The sequence below is a fragment of the Nocardiopsis sp. NPDC101807 genome (assembly GCF_044766605.1).
GTDB classification, from domain to species: Bacteria; Actinomycetota; Actinomycetes; order Streptosporangiales; family Streptosporangiaceae; genus Nocardiopsis; species Nocardiopsis tropica.
Window position 1 is genome coordinate 717,719 of the sequence record NZ_JBIWMK010000002.1, and the last position, 18,503, is coordinate 736,221.

Annotated in this window: 15 protein-coding genes; 7 read left to right on the forward strand and 8 right to left on the reverse strand. The window is 75.3% G+C overall.

Going from position 1 to position 18,503, the window contains the following annotated elements; all coding sequences use genetic code 11:
* Positions 1-5 precede the first annotated feature (5 nt).
* From ACIRPH_RS08385 to ACIRPH_RS08405, 5 genes are read right to left on the reverse strand one after another with little or no spacing between them, the layout of a single operon-like run.
* Positions 6-455, reverse strand: a complete 450-nt coding sequence (locus ACIRPH_RS08385; protein ID WP_402911010.1) for an acyl-CoA thioesterase — start codon at positions 453-455, stop codon at positions 6-8.
* On the reverse strand, positions 448-6,165 hold the full coding sequence (locus ACIRPH_RS08390; protein ID WP_402911013.1) for an SDR family NAD(P)-dependent oxidoreductase: 5,718 nt from the start codon (positions 6,163-6,165) through the stop codon (positions 448-450). Before ACIRPH_RS08390 ends, ACIRPH_RS08385 begins: the two co-directional genes overlap by 8 nt.
* A complete protein-coding gene (locus tag ACIRPH_RS08395; protein WP_402911014.1) occupies positions 6,162-7,088 on the reverse strand; it encodes an enediyne biosynthesis protein UnbU in 927 nt (308 codons plus the stop codon). The genes ACIRPH_RS08390 and ACIRPH_RS08395 overlap by 4 nt, the downstream gene beginning before the upstream one ends.
* Positions 7,085-9,019 carry an FG-GAP repeat domain-containing protein gene (locus ACIRPH_RS08400; RefSeq protein WP_402911015.1) on the reverse strand — a complete coding sequence of 645 codons (1,935 nt, stop codon included), beginning with the start codon at positions 9,017-9,019 and terminating at the stop codon, positions 7,085-7,087. The genes ACIRPH_RS08395 and ACIRPH_RS08400 overlap by 4 nt, the downstream gene beginning before the upstream one ends.
* A complete protein-coding gene (locus ACIRPH_RS08405) occupies positions 9,009-9,935 on the reverse strand; it encodes a DUF1702 family protein (RefSeq protein WP_402911017.1) in 927 nt (308 codons plus the stop codon). Before ACIRPH_RS08405 ends, ACIRPH_RS08400 begins: the two co-directional genes overlap by 11 nt.
* A 197-nt stretch (positions 9,936-10,132) precedes the next feature.
* On the opposite strand from ACIRPH_RS08405, the gene ACIRPH_RS08410 reads away from it, so the two are divergent.
* The 7 genes from ACIRPH_RS08410 (at position 10,133) to ACIRPH_RS08440 (ending at position 16,125) form a co-directional block, all read left to right on the forward strand.
* Positions 10,133-11,470 (forward strand): flavin monoamine oxidase family protein, encoded by a 1,338-nt coding sequence (locus ACIRPH_RS08410; RefSeq protein WP_402911019.1) that lies wholly within the window; start codon positions 10,133-10,135, stop codon positions 11,468-11,470.
* A gap of 116 nt (positions 11,471-11,586) precedes the next feature.
* On the forward strand, positions 11,587-11,949 hold the full coding sequence (locus ACIRPH_RS08415) for a VOC family protein (protein WP_330161201.1): 363 nt from the start codon (positions 11,587-11,589) through the stop codon (positions 11,947-11,949).
* A gap of 164 nt (positions 11,950-12,113) precedes the next feature.
* Positions 12,114-12,884 carry a class I SAM-dependent DNA methyltransferase gene (locus tag ACIRPH_RS08420; RefSeq protein ID WP_402911021.1) on the forward strand — a complete coding sequence of 257 codons (771 nt, stop codon included), beginning with the start codon at positions 12,114-12,116 and terminating at the stop codon, positions 12,882-12,884.
* Complete coding sequence (locus ACIRPH_RS08425) at positions 12,871-14,205, forward strand: aspartate aminotransferase family protein (protein WP_402911023.1); 1,335 nt, start codon at positions 12,871-12,873, stop codon at positions 14,203-14,205. The genes ACIRPH_RS08420 and ACIRPH_RS08425 overlap by 14 nt, the downstream gene beginning before the upstream one ends.
* Before the next feature lie 53 nt (positions 14,206-14,258).
* Positions 14,259-15,014, forward strand: coding sequence for an HAD family hydrolase (locus tag ACIRPH_RS08430; protein WP_402911025.1), 756 nt, complete (start codon positions 14,259-14,261; stop codon positions 15,012-15,014).
* A 92-nt stretch (positions 15,015-15,106) separates the two neighbouring features.
* A complete protein-coding gene (locus ACIRPH_RS08435) occupies positions 15,107-15,688 on the forward strand; it encodes a hypothetical protein (protein WP_402911027.1) in 582 nt (193 codons plus the stop codon).
* On the forward strand, positions 15,685-16,125 hold the full coding sequence (locus tag ACIRPH_RS08440) for a hypothetical protein (RefSeq protein ID WP_402911029.1): 441 nt from the start codon (positions 15,685-15,687) through the stop codon (positions 16,123-16,125). Before ACIRPH_RS08435 ends, ACIRPH_RS08440 begins: the two co-directional genes overlap by 4 nt.
* A gap of 456 nt (positions 16,126-16,581) precedes the next feature.
* On the opposite strand, the gene ACIRPH_RS08445 is transcribed toward ACIRPH_RS08440, so the two are convergent.
* From ACIRPH_RS08445 to ACIRPH_RS08455, 3 genes are all read right to left on the reverse strand, one after another.
* A complete protein-coding gene (locus ACIRPH_RS08445; protein ID WP_402911031.1) occupies positions 16,582-16,977 on the reverse strand; it encodes a Fur family transcriptional regulator in 396 nt (131 codons plus the stop codon).
* 504 nt (positions 16,978-17,481) lie between these two features.
* Entirely contained in the window at positions 17,482-17,922 is a 441-nt protein-coding gene (locus ACIRPH_RS08450) for a VOC family protein (protein ID WP_402911032.1), read from the reverse strand.
* Between the two features lie 107 nt (positions 17,923-18,029).
* Positions 18,030-18,401: a VOC family protein gene (locus tag ACIRPH_RS08455; RefSeq protein WP_402911034.1), complete on the reverse strand. Its 372-nt coding sequence runs from the start codon at positions 18,399-18,401 to the stop codon at positions 18,030-18,032.
* Positions 18,402-18,503 lie beyond the last annotated feature (102 nt).

Here is an 18,503-nt window from a genome sequence, read left to right on the forward strand (position 1 = left end):
CTGGATCATGCGCGCCATCCCGTCCGGACCGGTTCGGCCAGGTAGGCGTCGATTGCGCGGAGCAGCACCTCCGGGACGGGGACGGGCGCGAAGCCGTCCCCGGACCTCTTCAGCCAGGCGAGCTGCTGCTCTCCGCGGGCGACCAGGTCCTGTCGACCGGAGGCCCGCCAGTACTCGAAGGAGAGGGTCATGCGGTTCTGGACGACCTCGGCGACCCGCATCCGCACGCTGACCTCGTCGAAGGCGTAGAGCTCGTCCAGGTAGGAGCATTCGGCCCGGACGGTGACGAGGGCGTGCTCGTGGTCCAGCGAGGAGACGACCTCGGGGGCGGTCCTGCGCAGGAAGAGCTCCCGGCAGTGCCCCTGCCAGCGCAGGAAGTGGGCGAAGTACACGTTGCCCAGCTGGTTGGTCTCGTCGAGGGTGACGACGTGCCGGTACTCGAAGCTCTCAGGCACCGGTGCCTCCCCGGACCGCGACGGCGGCGACGTCGTCGCCGTCGTGGTGGACGGCGACGGTGGCCCCGCCGCCGGACAGGATGATCCACGGCCCGTCCAGGTTCCGCAGGGTCATGGGGCCGCCGGGGCGGCCGGCGCACTTGCGCAGGGCCTCCGAAGCGGCCCAGACCACGGCCGCGTGCTCGTCGCGTCCGCGCCCGGGGTCGCGGTCGGCGAGGGCGTCGCGCAGTGCGAGCGCGCCGGGGTCGAGGACGTCGTCCCAGCGCACGCGCGCCTCGGCCGTGTCGGGCATCCACACCAGGTCCACCCCCACGGGGACGGGTGCGGTGGCGACCATGGTGACCGCACCGCAGTGGGTGACCGAGACCTGGTCGCCGGTGGACAGCTCGGGGCGGCCGTCGGGCCTCCCGCGGACCGTGACGCCGGTGCCGAGGAGGCGGTGGACGGCACGGGCGCGCCTGCGCACCTGGGTGTCCCCCCGCTCGACGGCCACCCGCACCCCCGCGACCCCGGTGACCTCGGCCGCCCTGCGGTCCAGGTGCGGGCCGAGGAGTTCGACGCCGACCGGGAGCGGCCCGGGGCCCATGACGTTGAGGGCCAGCCCCTCCCAGCGTTCGAGCACGGCCCCGTCGGCGCCGGTCAGCTCCAGGTCGAAGACGTGCCGGCCGCCCTCCGCGTGGCGTTCCCTGGCGTGGAGCAGGGCCGGGGCGGACGCGGTGTCCAGGATCGTGACGCGCTCGGCGCCCACCGGGAGCAGGCGGGTGCCGGGCAGGCACGCCTGGAGCGCGTGCAGGGCCGCGTCCCGGCGCCCCGGGTCGCCCAGGAGCAGGCGCCCGGGGAGGTGGGGGGCGAACCAGCCGCCGGGCCCCTCCTCCAGGTCCGCGACGCAGTCGTACCCGGTGAGCCGCCGGTAGGCGCCGACGCGGCGCAGGGGGCCGTCCTGGAAGAGGAGGCGTCCGTACAGGTGCTCGTGGGGACGGACCGGCACCGGGGCGTCCGGGACCACGGGCAGCACGACCCGGCGGCCCGTGTCCGGCGTGCCCGGGGGCGGCAGGACCGCGGTGAAGTGGTCCACGGCGAAGCCGGTGGCGGAGCTGCGCAGGACCGTGCGGACGGCGCCGTCGGGCAGGGCGAGCGCGGCCGCCCGGAGGGTGACCTCCTCCCCCCGTCCGACGACCACCGGCGCGGTGAGCCTCAGGTCCTCCAGGACGGGGTGCTCGCGCGTGCCGGTCAGGACGGAGGCCGCCTGTGCCATGGCCTCCATGCCCAGCACCGCGGGCAGGAGCCTGTCCCCCTCGAACTCGTGGTGCTCCAGGTAGGGGTCGGTGTCGGCGCGCAGGACGGTGTCGGCGACGGCCTCGACCCCCGGGACGACCCTGCGGGGGCGTTCGAGGAAGCGGAGCATGGGCAGTTCCGCCTCCTCCGACCGCAGGGTGGGCGCGTCGCCGTAGCGTCCGGTCACGACGACGCCGCCCGAGACGTCCGGCGAGGCGATGAGCCGGTGGAGCAGGTCGAGTCCGGTGTCGAGCGGGATGGGGTCGATGCCGCGCCGGGCCAGCGCGTCCAGGGTCCCCAGGCGTTCGCCCATCCCGGCCCCCGACCACACCGACCAGTCCACGGCGAGGGCGCGGCAGCCCTCCACACGGGAGGCGACCTCCTCGGTGAGGGCGCCGAGCCACTCGTTGGCCAGGGCGTAGTGGGCCTCGCCGGGCAGGCCGGTGCGGGCGATGAGGGAGCCGAAGGAGACGAAGAGGCGCAGGGGGCCGGGGTCGAGCGCGTCGAGGAGGTTGAGCAGGCCGGAGACCTTGGGTGCGACGGCGTGCTCGAGAGCGCCCGGGTCCAGGTCGGCCAGGGCCGCGGGCTCGTTGGCCCCCGCGCCGTGCAGGACGCCGGTGACCGGGCCGAGCGCGTCGACGGCGGCGTGCACCGCCCGCCTCACCGAGTCGGGGTCGCGCACGTCGGCCCGCTGGTAGGCGTGGTCCACGCCGTCCTCCTCGAACCGGGCGAGGTTGCGCGCCAGTTCGGGGTCGTCCGCGGGGTCCGAGCGCCCCAGGACGGCGATCCGCGCCCCGGTGCGCACGGCGAGGGTGCGCGCGCACTCGGCCCCGATGCCCTTGCCCCCGCCGGTGACGAGGAGGACGTCGCCGGGGCCGGGGAAGCCGTCCCCGGCGGGGGGCTCCGCCAGGGGGCGGTGGCGCAGCCGCGGCTCGGTGCGCGTCCCGTCCGGGTGGTGGCGGCACTCGGTGTAGCCGCCGTGCTCGGCCAGGGAGGCGGCCTCGGCCGCCACCAGGTCGGCGGCCCCCGGGGACCGCGCGGGAACGGTGACCACGGCGGCGGGCACGCCGAGTTCGAGGTGGGCGCTGCGGGCGAACCCGGCCGCCGTGGCGTGCGCGGGACCGTCGGCGTCCTGGACGACGAGGAGGCGCCGAGCCCCGGTGAGGGCCTTGGCCGCCTCGGCGACCAGGTCGAGGCAGGCGAGGGGGTCGTCGTCGCGGGCCGGCCGCAGGACGAGGGTGCCCTCCCCCAGGTCCCGCAGGGCCAGGGCGGCGCCGAGGGCGTCGTCGTCGCGGGCGACGACGTGGGCGCCGCCCCCCGCCCCGCCGCCGGCCGGCGCCGTGCGCGGCCCCCCGGTCCCCGCGCGGAGGGGGCGCGTCCGGACGTGGTCGACGGTGAACACGCGCACCCAGGGGGCGACGCCCGCGACGGTGTCGGCCGTGCCGGGGTCCGTCCCGGCGGACGGGCCCTCCGCCAGGAGTTCGGCGATCTGCGCGATGGTGGCCCCGGAGTGCTCGGTGAGGTGCGCGGGGACGGGCAGCGAGAGCCTCCTGGCCGCCTCGGCGATGAGCTGGGCGACGGTGATGGAGTTCAGGTGCAGGTCGGCGCGCAGCCGGGTGTCCCCGGTGACCGAGGCGAGGGGGAGTTCGGCGCGTTCGGCGACCACGGCCCGGATGACGTCGGCCGGGGCCGTCCCGGCGGCCTCCTCGGCGGCGGCTCCGGGCGCGGGGGCGGGCCGGCGCTCGGGCTCGGGCGCCGCGGCGGGCGCGGCCCGTTCGCAGGGGTTGGCGAGGAAGCGCCGGGGCCGGCCGGGGTCGATCGGGCGCAGGAAGCGGTGCTCGTACAGTGCCTCGACGCGTACGTCCCGGCCCAGGGCCCAGGCCGCGGCGGCGCAGCGCAGCAGTCCGCCGATCCCGTCGGAGCCGGCCTCGACGGCGAAGGCCGGGGCGCCCCGTCCCCGGGCCAGGTGGGTGAGGACGGTGTCGGGTCCGGCCTCGATCCACAGGTCGGTCCCGGCGGCGGCTTGCATGGCCCGGTCGAAGAGGACGGGGGCGGTGGTCTGGCGGACCAGGTGTTCGCGCAGGTCGGTCCCGGGGGCGAGCAGTTCCCCGGTGACGGTGGAGTACACGGGTCGGCGCGGGGCCCTCACCTCGGCGGCGTCCAGCGCCTTGCGCAGGTCGGCGGCGGCCCCGGCCACGAGCGGCGAGTGGAAGGCGTGGGAGACCGGGAGGCGCAGGCCGTCCAGTTCCCGGACCACACGGTCGACCGCCGCGGTGCCGCCGGAGACCACCGTGGCCCCGGGGGCGTTGAGGCAGGCGACACCGACGCCGTCGGGGAGGAGCGGCCGCACCCGGTCCTCGGGCATCGCCAGGGCGGCCATGGCCCCGTGGTCCCCGGGCAGTGCGGCCATCGCCCCGCCCCGTTCGCGTACGACGGCCGCCAGGTCGGCCTCGGAGAGGGCGCCCGCCCACGCCAGGGCGGTGAGTTCGCCCAGGCTGTGGCCGACCGCCAGGTCGGCGCTGATGCCCAGGGCGTCCAGCGCCCTGATCGAGGCCAGGGACGCGGCGACGATGCGGGGCTGGGCGACGGAGGTGTCGGCGGCCGGATCGCCCTCGGGCAGGTCCGCCCCCTCGTAGAGGTCGGCGACGGCGGGCAGCCGCCGTGCCAGCGCGCCTCCGGTGCGCCCGGCCGAGGCCGCCTGTCCCGACATCAGCAGGCCGATCCTCGCACCGCCCCTTCCGGGCGGTGCGGTGAAGACGTCGGGGCCGAGGGTGCGGCGGCCGGCGGCGACCGCGTCCGCGGCCCGCCGCAGGAGGCCGGGGAGCCCGGCGTCCGGCGCGGCGGTGACCGCGGCCCGGTGCGCCCCGCCGCCGCGGGTGCGGGAGAGTTCGGCCGCCAGGTCGGTGTACTGGGCGTAGGACAGCGTGTCGGCCGCGCGGGCGGCGTCCTCGATCCTCTCCCGGAGCTCCTCGGCGGAGTCCGCGGAGAACACGAGGAGTTCGCTCTCCTGGGGGGTGCCTCCCAGGGTGGCGGTGCGCGTGTCCAGTCCGGTGCGCCGGTGGGCGGCCAGCCCCTCGACCACGACGTGGGCGTTGATGCCGCCGAAGCCCATGGAGCTGACACCGGCCCGCAGGGGCCTGTCCTGCGGCCAGGGCTCGGGTTCGCGGACCGTGCGCAGGCGGGCGCGGTCCCCGGAGAGCTCCTCGACGGGGTCCTCGCACCCGGCGGTGGGCGGGACGACCTGGGTGTGGACCGCCATGACGGCCTTGATGAGGCCGGCCGCGCCCGCGGCGGCCTTCGTGTGGCCGATGAGCGCCTTGACCGAGCCCACGGCGGGCGGCGGACCGTCGCCGGGTTCCCCGACCAGGCCCGCGAGGGCCTGCAGCTCGGCCCGGTCCCCGATGACCGTGCCGGTGCCGTGCGCCTCGAAGTAGGACACGGTCCGCGCGTGGAAGCCGGCCTCGCGGTAGGCGCGGTCCAGGGCGAGGCGCTGCCCCTCGCTCTCGGGCCTGGTGATGCCGCCGGTGCCGTCCGAGGACACCCCCCAGCCCCGCAGGACCGCGTAGGGGCGCAGACCCAGGGCCTGGGCGTCCTCCAGCCGGGTCAGGACCACCATGCCGCAGCCCTCGCCCGGCAGGAACCCCGAGGAGCCGCGGTCGAAGACGCGCATGCGGTCGCGGGCCAGGGCGCCCGCCCGGGAGAAGCCCACGAGCTCGAAGGGGTCGATGCTCAGGTCCACCCCGCCGGCGACGACGGTGCGGGCCCGGCCCTCGGTGATCTCCCGGCACCCGTGGACGACCGCGAGGAGGGAGGAGGCGCAGGCCCCGTCCACCGTGTACCCGCCGCCGCCGAAGCCGAAGTGCGAGCAGATGCGCCCCGCGATGGTGTTGGACAGGCTGCCTGCGAGCGTGTCGCCGTCCGGTTCGGGGAAGGGCTCCAGGAAGCGGTCGCGCAGGTCGTCCAGGAGGCCGGGGTCGGTCTCCCCGCGTTCGGCCAGCAGGCCGGCGACCACGCGGCGGACGTAGGGCCAGCGGGTCCGGAGCACGTGCGACCGGGTGAACTCGCCGGTCAGGGTGTTGCCCACGAAAACCGACGTGTCGGCCGCGCCCGCGGCGGGGTCCAGGCCGGCGTCGGAGAGCGCCCGGGAGGCGGTGTCCAGGGCCAGCCAGTGGGTGAGGTCGGTGGCGCGGTAGGTGGGGCCGGCCACCCCGAAGGCGGCGCGGTCGAACTCGTAGTCCTCCAGGACGGCGGCGTGCGTGACGGAGATCCGGTCGGGGTCGGTCCCCGACTCCCCGAGGTAGTCGGCGAGGTCCAGCCGCTCGGCCGGGATGCGCCGGAAGGCGCGCCGTCCGGAGAGCGCGTTGTCCCACAGCTCGGCGGGGCTGGAGGCCCCTCCGTAGGTGCACGCCATGCCCACGATCGCGACGCCGTTCATCGGCCCTTCCCCCACTTCGAGAGTCCGTACAGGTACAGGCCCCGGACCGCGCACACGGCCACCAGGGCGAAGAACAGCCCGAAGACGACGTGTGCCGCGGTGAGCGCCCCGTAGAGCCCCGCGACCGACAATCCGAAGAACACCTGGTTCCTGGGGCTGGAGGGCGTGGTGGCGGGGTCGGTGACCATGTAGAAGGTGAAGAGCACGAAGGCCAGTCCGGTGACGGGTCCCAGGACGGCGGCGAGGGAGGCGTCGAGGAGCACCGCCCGTACGACGCCCTGGAGGGCGAAGCCGCCCAGCCACGCGAGGACCAGCCATCCGCGCTTGGTGAGTTTGAAGTTGAGCAGGCTGCCGGTGGTGAGGATGACGGCCGGCAGGATCCAGTCCCAGACCCCGGACACGTTCTCCGTGAAGTGGTACGGCGGGGCGATGCCGACCCAGGTGAAGGTGACCAGGGTCGCGGCGATGCCGAAGTTGGAGGGGTTGAGGAAGTGGCGGACGCCCTTGCCCGTGTCGACCCTCAGCACGGTCTTGGAGGCCAGGGCGACGACGACGCCGAAGACGACCGGCCACACCCGCTCCCCCGAGTAGAGGAGCATCCCGACGGCGAGGGCGGTGATGTGGGCGGGCAGGAGGAAGTCGACGAGGGTCCGCGCGCCCCCGAGGAACTTGGGGCGGCGGCCGTTGAGCCGCGCGTCCAGGTACTCCAGTCCCAGTTCCATCGTGTAGGCGGTGGCCAGGGCCGCGAGGGGGACGGCGACCATCGGCTCGAAGCCCAGGTAGGCGTAGCCGAGGACGTTGAGGACCGTGATGGCGACGGCGAAGCGGCGCAGGGCGGTGAGGCGCACGTCGCGCGCGGGCGGCGGCGACGGGGCGGGGCCGCCGTCCTCGCGGTCGGCCGCTCGTACTCGGAGTTCGGTCATGATCCGCTCCCGGTGCCGGTCTCGGAGGTCTCGGCGCCGTCGGTCAGGACGACGGTGTGGCGGCCGGGGGTCAGGGTGGCCTCGGCCGTGTGGACGCGCCCCCGGTCGTCGCGCCAGGTCAGTTCGACCGGGACGGGGTCCTCGTCGTCGGCCTCGCCGAGGCCGATGACGAGTTCGGGCGCGTGCTTGCCGGAGTGCCCGTTGCCGCCGTCGACCTGGGCGACGTGGACCCTTCCGTCGGGCGCGGTCACGCGGACGGCGGTGCCGACGGCGGGCGTGGTGCCGTGCTCGGCGGGCCGCACGAGGTTGAGCGAGAGGGAGGCGCCGGGGTCGGGGGAGTCGTTGCGGTAGAGCACCGAGGCGTCCCACTGGTTGGCGACCGCGATGTCCAGGAGCCCGTCTCCGTCGGTGTCGGCCATGGCCACGCCGCGGCTGACCGTGCTCCGGCCGACGCCCACGTGGTCGCCGATCTCGGCGAAGCGGCCCCGTCCCCCTTCCCGGGCGAAGAAGCTCAGGCCCCCGTCGCCGGACAAGTCGGTCTCGGGGCCGAGGTCGGGCCAGACCCGGGGGTCGGCGAGGAGTTCGTCGTTGACGAGGGCCACCTCCTGGATCTCCGGCCACCGGTTGACCTCCCCGGCGACGAAGCCGGTCGCCTGGACGACCTCCTTGTGGCCGTCGTTGTCGAGGTCGGTGAAGCGGATGTCCCACCCCCATCCGGAGCGGGCGAGGCCGAGCTGCTCGCTGCGGTCGCGGAAGGGCGCCCTGCCGTCGGCGATCAGGCCGTCGTCGGCGGTGTTCATCCAGATGAAGTTGCTCTCGAAGAGGGCGAACTCCTCGGTGATGTTGCTGACGGCCATGTCGAGGCGCCCGTCGCCGTCGAGGTCTCCGAAGTCGATGCCCATGCCCTTGAAGGAGTCCTCCCCCAGGACCTTGGAGCCGGCGGTGGTCGGCGTCCAGGTCCCTGCGAGCGCAGTGAACGAGGGGTCGCCCGGCACGGAGTCGTTGCGCAGCAGGACGTCGGGGCCGAAGTCGTTGGAGACGTACAGCTCGGGGAGCATGTCCCCGTCGAGGTCGGCCGCGCCCAGGGCGAGGGTCCAGCCCGTGGACGCCCTGCCCTCCAGGACCCCGCCGGCTTCGGTGAAGAGGGGGCCGTCGGGGTCGGCGGAGCCGAGCAGCAGGCGGTTCTCCCCCGCGTTGGCGGCCCGGGACATGGAGTGCTGCATGGTGGGCCGCCCCCCGCCGGAGGTGTCCAGGACCGCCGCGTCGTCGGGGAAGTAGTTGCCGATGACGAGGTCGAGCGTGCCGTCGCCGTCCACGTCGGCGGTCAGGGCCGCGTTGGAGTGCCAGGTCTCGTACCCGCCGTCCAGGAGTTCGACGGCCTCGTAGGCGTCCGCGGAGGGGGCGTCCCCGCCCGCCATGTGCAGCGAGGGGCTGCGGCCCCAGTAGTAGACGAGCAGGTCCATGCGGCCGTCGGCGTCGGCGTCCACGGGCTGGCAGCCCATCGGGGCCATGGTGTCGTCGTAGGGCAGGCCGCCCGTGTCGAGGGCGAAGGGGTCGTAGCGGGAGGGGCCGGTGGGGGCGGGGGCGACCACGGCCCGGTCCACGCGGGGGTCCACGTAGCACAGGTCGTTCATGAGCCCGTCGCCGTCCAGGTCGGTGACGGCCACGCCCGCGCCCACGCTGGACATCCACGCCTGGATGCCCTCGTAGTCGGGGTGCAGGTCGCGGTCCTCCCCCATGGGGAGCCCGGGGGGCGGTTCGAGTTCCAGGGGGGTGAAGGAGAAGGCGGAGGCCAGGGCGTCCACCTCGTCCGCACCGGGTTCGGGCACCCGTGCGACGAGGAAGGCGGCGGCGACCAGGAGCAGGGCGACGCCCTTGGCCGCGTGTGCGCGCAGGGGCCGGCGGGGGGACCGCGTCCGCTCAGAGGGCACTGGGGACCCCCTCCGTCAGCCGGGCGGCCACCCGCGACCGCCACACCGCGTAGGCGGGCGTCCCGGTCCGGGGCGCGTCACGGCCCCACGGCGGGAGCGCGGCCAGCTCCTCGTCGGTCACCTCCGCCGCGTCACGGGGGCCGAGGCCCGTCAGGGCCCGCACCGCCGACTCGGAGTCCGGCGCGACCGGCCCGAGGGTCACCAGGGCCTTGGCCGCGAACGCGGCCCCCTGGGCCAGGGCGGGTGCGTGGCCCCCGGCGGCGTCGAGGAGCCGGCGGGCCCGGTCCGGTGCGGCCCCGGTGAAGGCGGCGGCCAGGGCGACACCGCTCCACAGGTCGCCGTGGAACCCGCGCGGGGCCCGGCCGACGGAGCGGGCGATCCGCTCCGGTTCGGCGCACCGGGCGAACCACAGGGCGCGGCCCGCCCCCTGCGCGGTGGCGTGGCGGACGTATCCGGGCAGCGGCGCGCTCAGCCGCCGGTCGGCGCCGCCGAAGAACACCTGGTGGAAGCCGTATCCGTCCCAGGCGAGCCAGCCCAGGAGGGGGTCGAGCTGGCGCAGGACCGGTCTCCAGAGCACGCGCGGCAGGCGGGCCAGGGCCCAGCCCGCGCCGACGTGCGCCGTGTAGGGGCTGCGGCGGGCGCGTCCGCGGAGCATGCGGGAGAAGTCGGTGCGGCGCGGGACGCTGAGCGCGTCGGTCAGGCACAGGGCCATGGCCGCCCCCTCGTAGACGAAGCCCGCGTCGGGGCCGTACTGCTCGGGAAAGGTCTCCGGGGCCCGGGCGGGGTCGTCGAGCGCCGTGCCGTAGCCCCGGTGGAACGCCGCGCCGGCGGCCTCCAGGCGGGCCACCGTCCCCGCCTCCCCCGGGTCGAACCCGCGGGAGCCGAACGTCGTCTCCTCGAGGGGGAATTGCAACACGGATCGGAAGTTCGTTTTCGCCCGGCCTAGGTACATGACCACCGCCCCTGGTTGTATCGCACCCGACGAATCTACGTTCCTCTACAAATCGTCCCAATAGGAAGGAGGTACCGAATCGAATACAACCGGTACCAGAAAGGTACCGTCCGCCGAATCCGGTCGCACACCGCATGCCTGAGAACAGCTATAAAAAAAGGATGATCGCCATTGTGGGAGCGGGGCTGGCGGGGCTCGCCTGCGCCGACGAGCTGACACGGGCCGGGCACGAGGTGACGGTGTACGAGGCCTCCGACCGGGTCGGCGGCCGCTGCTGGACGGTCGACGCCTTCGGGGGCCGCACCGTCGAGCGCGGCGCCCAGCTGATCGACTCGGGGGACACCCGGCTGCTGCGGCTCCTGGACCGCCTGGGGCTGGACACGGTCGACCTGCACGCCTCCCGGGACGCGGGGTCAGGGCCCCTGCTGTGGATCGGCGGGGCGCCCTACCCGTTGGAGGAGGCCGACGCGGAGTACCGCGAACTGGACCCGGTCGTGCGCGCCGACCGGCAGGCGGCGGGCCCCGCGCCGGGCCGCGGCCGCATGACCCCCCGCGCCCTGGAACTGGACGCCATGTCCGTGGAGGACTACCTCGGACGCACGGTCCCCGGCACCCGGCTGGCGCGCCTCCTCGGGACCGCCTACGCCTGGGAGCTGGGGGCCGACGCCGCGGAGCTGAGCGCGCTCCACCTGGTCACCCTGCTCGGCGCCAACCCCCCCGGCGAGTTCGGGCTCTTCGGTCCGGCCGACGCCCGGTACGCCGTGCGGGGCGGCACCGGGCGTGTGGCCGAGCTGCTCGCGGACCGGCTGCCCGGCCGCATCAGGCTCGGCCACGAACTGGTCGCCCTGCGCAGGGACGGGGCCGGCCGCACCGTCCTGGTCCTGGACGGGGGCGGGGGGGTCTTCGAGGTCCGGCCGGACCGCACCGTCCTGACCGTCCCCTTCTCCGTCCTCGGGGCGCGCGTGGACCTGTCGGGGGCGGAGTTCGGACCGGACCGCATGCGTGCGGTCCGTGAGCTGGGGATGGGCTCGGCGGTGCGCACGCACATGGAGTTCACGGGGAGGCCGTGGACCTCGGTCGGCTGCAACGGGGCGGCCGTCTCCGACGGGGGCTTCCAGTCGTGCTGGGACGAGACCCTGGGCCTCCCGGGGGACGGGGGGCCGGCCGTGCTGGTCAACCTGCGCACCGGACCGGCCCCCTCCGCCGATCCCGTGGCGGTCGCGGACCGGTTCCTGGCCGAGTTCGATTCCCTGGTTCCGGGCGTGGCCTCGTCATGGACCGGACGCGCCGTTACCTGGGACTGGTCGGCTTATCCGTGGTCGCTCGGTTCGTACGCGTTCTACCGACCGGGCCAGTTCGCCTCCCTGGCCGGTGTCGAAGCACTTCCGGAAGGCGACTGCCATTTCGCCGGGGAGCATACCAGTCCGCACGACAGCGGCATGAACGGAGCAATATCAAGCGGGGTCCGCGCGGCACAAGAGATCATGGGTACCACCTAGGTACCAGAAGTGCCGAATGGACTTTCCGGGGCCGGATTGGATAATGTCTGGCCGGTGCCGACCCGGCGTTCGGCCCCGATGCCGCGCGCACGGGAGAAACAGGGAAAGAGGAGACCATGAGCGAAGAATTCAGTCCCACCCTCGTCATCATCAACCTCCCGGTCAAGGACCTGGAGGCGGCGACCGCGTGGTACACGAAGGTGCTGGGCCACGGCCCCTCCGGGGAGCCCTCCCCCACCGACGTGGAGTTCGACCTGCGCGAGGGCGTGAGCCTGCTCCTGACCACGGGTGACGAGGAGGCCGAGGCGGCCGGGGCCAAGGTCCTGTTCGGGGTCGAGGACCTGGACGCCGAGAAGAAGCGCCTGGCCTCGGTGGACGTCGAGTGCGGCGAGCGCCAGGAGATCCCGGACGCCCTGGCGTGGTTCGACTTCAAGAGCCCCGAGGACCACCGGCTGAGCCTGGTGCAGATGCTGGGCTGACCCGGCGGTCACAGGTCCCCGACGGGGGCGGTCCGAGTCCGGACCGCCCCCGTCCGGCGTTCGGGGACCGGTGGCGGAAGGCTCCGGGGCCGGTCCCGGATACGGGGCGGTTGTGGTACCTATTCCCTATGGAGGAGGGCGTCCCGCCACCCTAGTGTCACGGTATGAGCGATAAGCGGACCGGCCGGAACGAAAAGGCCGATTACGGCGATGGAATAGCCGACGTATTCGACACCTGGTATGGCGAGGAAAGCGACTCCGACTGCCTGTCCGCCCTGAGTAAACTCGCCGACGGCGGCCCCGTCCTCGAACTGGGCGTCGGGACGGGCCGGGTGGCGGTGCCGCTCGCGGCGTCGGGGCTGGCGGTCACGGGGGTGGAGTCCTCACGGGAGATGATCGAGCGCCTGGCCGCCAAGCCGGGCGCCGAGCGGGTCGCCGTCGTCGAGGGCGACCTGGCCGACGTCCCCGTGGACGGCGAGTTCTCCCTGGTGACGTGCGTCGACAACACCCTGTTCCTCCTGGAGTCCCAGGCCGAGCAGGTGCGCTGCTTCACCAACGTCGCGCGGCGCCTGCGCCCCGGCGGCGTCTTCGTGGTCGAGGTGCCCGCCCGCGTCCCCCGGATGGACGAGGACGAGCAGCAGGGCGTGTTCGTCGAGCACGTCGGCGCCGAGCGGGTGGGCCTGTGGGTCGTGGAGCACGACCGCGCCGGTCAGCGCATGTTCATGCAGCAGATCTCCTTCGAGAACGGGAGCGTGCGCCTGCTCCCGGTCCCGGTCCGCTACGCCTGGCCGGCCGAGCTCGACCTCATGGCCCAGATCGCCGGCCTGCGCCTGCGCCACCGGTGGAGCGGCTGGGACGGCTCGGCCTTCACCTCCCAGAGCGTGCACAACGTGTCCGTCTACGAGCGAATCGAGGACCACGTTGACCTCCCCTGACGCGTTCCCGCTGTGGAACAGCACCTCCATGGAGGCGTTCCTGTCCTACCTGGAGCCCGACGAGATGATCGTGGAGGGTGACGGGGTACGGGTGCGCGACGCCGCGGGCCGCTGGTACCTCGACGCCAGGTCCGGGTTCTGGAACGTGACCCTCGGCTACGGGCACCCCGGCCTGGTCGAGGCCGTGCGCGAGCAGGTCGGCCGCCTCCCCTACGGCAGCATGTGGGGCTACGGCCGCCCGGCGCGGATCGCCGTGGAGTGCGCCGAGGCCCTCGTCCGGGTCCTTCCGGAGGGGATCGACCACGTCCGTTTCCAGAGCAACGGCGCCCAGGCCGTGGAGACCGCGGTCCTGCTCTCCCGCCACCTGCGCCTCCTGGAGGGCGAGCCGCACCGCACGGCGGTGGTGGGCCTGTGGGGGGGCTTCCACGGCTTCGGACCGGGCGCCAGCGCCATCACCGGACTGTCCTACCTCCACCACCACGCCGGCCCCCTGCTCCCCGACGTCATCCACACGCGGGCGCCCCACGGCGAGGACGCCGCGCCGGCGGACATGGCGCGCGCGCTGGAGCTCCTGGAGGACCACGGCCCCGAGCGCGTGAGTGCGATCATCGTGGAACCCGTCATCGGCGAGGGGGGCCACGTCCTCACCCGCGGCCAGGCCGCGGAGCTGTCGGCCTTCTGCCGCGCCCACGGGATCCACCTGGTGGTCGACGAGGTGACCACGGGCATGGGGCGGACCGGCGACTACACCCGTAGCGCACAACTGGGCCTGGACCCGGACATCCTCCTCCTCGGCAAGGGCCTCACCAGCGGGTACGCCGGCCTCTCCGCCGTCTGCCTGGGGGAGCGGGTCCACCGCGCCCTGCTCGCCGCACCGGTGGAGCGGTTCTTCGCCACGGGCTCCACCCACGACGGGCACCCCGTCGCGCTGAGCGCGGCCCTGGCCGTCCTGCGGGCGCTGGAGGACGGCAAGGTGTTCGCGAACGTGGCCGCCCAGGGCGACCGGCTCCGCACCGGCCTGCTGGACCTGGCACGCCGCCGCCCAGCGGTGTCCGCCGTCCGGGGCGCCGGGCTGATGTACGCGGTGGAGTTCGCCGGCGCGGCGGCCGAGGACCCGTGGTTCGTCAACAAGGCGCGCCTGGCGCTGGAGGAGCGGGGGGTGCTGGTGTCGGTGCTCAACGCCGTTCCGGCCCTCATGGTCATCCCCCCGCTCGTCTTCGGGGACGGGGACGTCGACGAACTGCTCGCGGCGTTCGACGGGGCCCTGGAGGCCCTCGCCTCGGGGTGGGCGCCCGCCGACGGGACGAAGGGCTTCGTCTGAGGCGGCGCCCCGTCGCCCGGGAACCGGCCCGCACGCCGACTGGAGGTCCTTCCTTGCCCCTGCTCCTCCTCTGGGACATCGACCACACGCTCGTCACCACCACCCGGTTCGACCGGCGCGCGTACCTGGCCGTCGCGACCCGGCTGCTGGGGGCGGCCGACCCCGTCCTGCCGCCGTCGGGAGCGGGCCGGACCGAACCGCACACGATGGCCGAGACCGTGCGGCTCAACGGGGCCGACCCCGGCGGTCCCCTGGTCGGACGCGCGCTGGAGCTGTTCGGGGACCTGGTGGCGGGCGATCCCGAGGGCCTTCGCGCCCAGGGGCGCGTCCTGCCCGGGGCGCGGGAGGCCATGGCCGCGGCGGCGGCCCTCCCCGGGGTCCGGATCGGGGTCGCCACCGGCAACCTGCGCTCCGTCGCCCGCGCCAAGCTGGCCGCCTTCGGCCTCGACCGGCACGTGGAGTGGGCGTGCGGGGGCTACGGCGACACCGCCGCGACCAAGGCCGGGGTGGTCCTCCAGGCGCGGCACGCGGCCGGGCTCCGCGCCGGGCGGGGGTTCCCGGCCGGGGAGACCCTCCTGGTCGGGGACTCCCCGTCCGACGCCGCGGTGGCGGCGGCCGGCCACGCGCGCGTGCTCGGCGTGGCGACCGGCCGCGCCGACGCCGGCGCCCTCGTCCGCGCGGGGGCGGACGCCGTCCTGGCCGACCTGCGCGACACCCGCGCGTTCACCGCGGCCGTGCTGTCCTTCGCCCGTCACCGGTCCCCGCCGGGACCGCCGGGGACCGCCCCGCCGGAGGTCCCGGGCTCCTGAGGCCCGTCCGTGGGCGGTGCGACCCGCCCCCGCGGGCGCGCCGTCCGCGACCGCCCCGCACCCCGTCCGACCACACACCCGAGGAGTCCCCCATGGCAGCCCGACCGGACCCGACCACGCACCACCGCGGCAGACTGCTGGCCACCGTGAACGGCGACCGCCACAGGACGGCGCTGTGGGTGTTCATGGTGGTCGTGGTCGCCCACTGGGCCGAGCACCTGGTCCAGGCCGCGCAGATCTACGTCCTGGACTGGCCCGTGCCGGAGGCGCGGGGCGTGCTGGGCATCCCCTTCCCGTGGCTGGTCACCTCCGAGTGGATGCACTACGGCTACGCCCTGATCATGCTGGTCGGGCTGTTCCTGCTCCTGCCGGGGTTCTCCGGGCGCTCCCGCTCCTGGTGGCTCGCCTCCCTCTGGATCCAGGTGTGGCACCACCTGGAACACCTGCTCCTGCTGCTCCAGGCCCTGACGGGGTCGCACCTGGGCGGAGGGGCCGCGCCGATGAGCCTCATCCAGTTCGTGGTGCCCCGGGTGGAGCTCCACCTGCTGTACAACGCCCTGGTGTTCGCTCCGATGGTCGTGGCGATGTACCTGCACACGCATCCGCGCCCGGACGAGGCGGCGGCGATGTCGTGCGGCTGCGCCGCTGCCCGGGAGGGGGACCCGGTCCGGTGACGCGGCCGGGCGGGGCGGTGCCGGGCCCCTTCAACGCGGTGGTCCTCCTCCTCGCGGTGCTCGTGGTCTGGCTGGGGGCCGCCAGCGTGGAGCGGGTCGCGCGGGCGGCCTCGGCGGACGGCGAGCCGGGCACGTTCACCGCGTCCCGGGTGGAGTGCGTGAGCCACCTCGGCCACGAGTCCTGCACCTGCTACGGCACGCACGTGCCCGACGACGGCGGGACGGCGCGCGAGGACGTCTACCTGCACGGCGCCGACCGCGCCTCCTGCGTCACCGGCGCCGAGACCCCCTCCTACGACGTCGGCTCGGCCACCCGCGTGTACGGCCCCGAGGGGTCGCGCGAGTGGCTGTTCACGGCGGGGATGATCCTGGCCGGAGCCGCTTTGGGCGTGTGGGCGTCGCGGCCGTGGTGGCCCCGGCGCGGGAGAGCGGCCTGACCGGGGCCCGGGCGGTCCCCCGCCTCCGTCGAAGAACCCGGCCGCCGGGGAGGGGCGGTCGTGGCGTGGACGGTGTCCTCCCCCCGCGGGGTCCCGGCTGCGGGTCCCCCGGACGGGGCGGTGGCGGGGTCGAGGACGTCGGCGGCGTGGTGCGGGCCCCGGGGCGCTCGTCCGCTCCGGGCCGTACGCCCGGCGGACCGGCGCGGCAGCAGGGCGGACAGGTCGGGGCGCACCCCCGCCGACAGGACGATCGCGTGGTCCCGTACGGCGGGGGTGCGGCTCAGGCAGTCGTGCGCGGGCCCGTCGCCCGCCACGGCCGCGCAGCGGGCGCCGGCGGACGGGGCGGCCACGGCCACCGCGTCCGTGCCGGGGTCTTCTCCGGAACGGGTCGCGGACACGGCCCTCCTCCCGTGGGCGGGCGACGGCGGTGCCGTGCCCGGGGAGCGCGGGGGACGGCTAGGCGCATCGCGGACACACGCCCGACAGCTCGAAGGAGTAGTCCAGGGAGGCGAACCCGCTGTCGCGCCGCACACGGTCGGCGACCGCCGCCAGTTCGTCCGCCTGCGCGACGTCCTCCACCCGGCCGCAGGCGCGGCACAGCAGGTGGTGGTGGCGGACGGAGGTCCTGCAGAGCCGGTAGAGGCGCTCTCCCCCGGGTGAGTGGAGGGTGTCGAGGACGCCCTCCTGGGCGAGCCGGTGGAGGGTGCGGTAGACCGTGGACAGGCTGGGCGGCCCGGGTCCGCGCGAACGCCTCCCGCTGAGGACGGAGTGGATCTCCTGGCAGCTGCGGAAGTGCGTGCTCCGGTCCAGCGCGCTGAGGACGACGTCGTCGTACTGGGACACCCTGGGCATCTCAGCCGACCGTCCTGGGGTTTCTCTCGGCGGGGGGTGCGCCCGCAGGTCCCGGCGCCTGGCGCCGCTCCCTGGCTCCGGTCACGTCACGGTCCTCCGGTCCTGTGACACAGACTGCATGGAAATGATTTTCATAACCATACCATGACCATGCCCGTATCCCCCCAAAAACCGCCCCACGGGGGCGGCTGACGCCCCCTGAGGGGAGGCCCCCGTACGCGCCCGGCGTCGGAGGCGCCCGGCCCCGTGGAACGGCGCGGCGGCCCGGCACACCGGGCCACCGCCTCGGGCGGTGCTCCCGGGACGCCGCCCCTCCGGGCGCTCCTGCGCTCCACGCCCTCGGGAGCAGGGGGCCGCCGCCCTCCGGGGCGATCCCGCCGACGGGGACGCGGGGGCGCGCTCCGGGCTTGGGCGCACCGGGCCCCTGCCGGCGGTGGGCCTCCCGGCCGCCGGGCCGGCGCGGGGGCCTCCCCCGCCGTCCGGGACGGACGCCCCGGGCCGGCGTCAGGCGCCGAAGGAGGTCAGCGCCCCCCGGCCGTCGAACCCCGCGCCCGGCGCCCAGGCGATCTCCCAGCGGTTGCCCTCGGGGTCCGCGACGTAGGCGGACCGCCCTCCCCAGGAGCGCTCCACCGGCTCGGCCACGACCGCGGCGCCGGCCCGGACCGCGGCCGCGAACGACGTGTCCACCTGTTCGGGGCCGTCCACGTTGCAGGCGAGGGTGAACCCGGACCACCCGGCCGGGGCGGGGGCCCCGGCCGCCGCCTCGGCGGCCAGCTCCTCCAGGGGGTACAGGGACAGCAGCACCCCGCCCAGGAGGAAGCCCGACCAGCCGTCACCGCTGGACTCCACCTCCTCCCACCCCAGGGCCCGGTAGAACCGGCGGAGCCCGGGCATGTCGCGGGCGCCGAGTGTCACCACGGTCAGACGCGCGGGAATGTCAGCCATGCCCGGAGACTAACGCGGCGGGGCCGTGCGCGTCCTCCACGACGGGCCGTCGTTCCCGGGCGGCCCGCACCGGCGGGTGTGCGCGTGGGGGGCGGGGCCCGGGCTCGTCAGCCGTGGCCGGTGTCGATGACGCAGAAGCGGTTGCCCTCGGGGTCGGCGAGCACGACGAAGTCCGGGTCGTCCGGGTAGAGGTCCCAGTCGACGCGTTGGGCGCCCAGGGAGACCAGCCTGGCCACCTCGGCCTCCTGGTCGGCGGCGTCGCGGGCGAACAGGTCGAGGTGGACCCTGGGGTGCTCCTGCACCGGTGTGTCGCTGAGGCCGAGGGCCAGCGCGGTACCGGCGCCCCCGGGCGGGACCAGGACCACCCAGTCGTCCCCCGTCTCCTCCTCGCGCGGGACGTAGCCCAGGGCCCGGCTCCAGAACTCGGCCGCCCTCGGTACGTCGGCGGCCCCCATCACGATCGTTCCCATGCTCAGCATCCGCCGATTCTGGCAGGGGTCGGCGGGTGCGTGCCAGGCGCCACGGTCCGGGATGCACGGACCGACCCCCGCCAACTCGAGATGTTCACAGCATCCAGATTT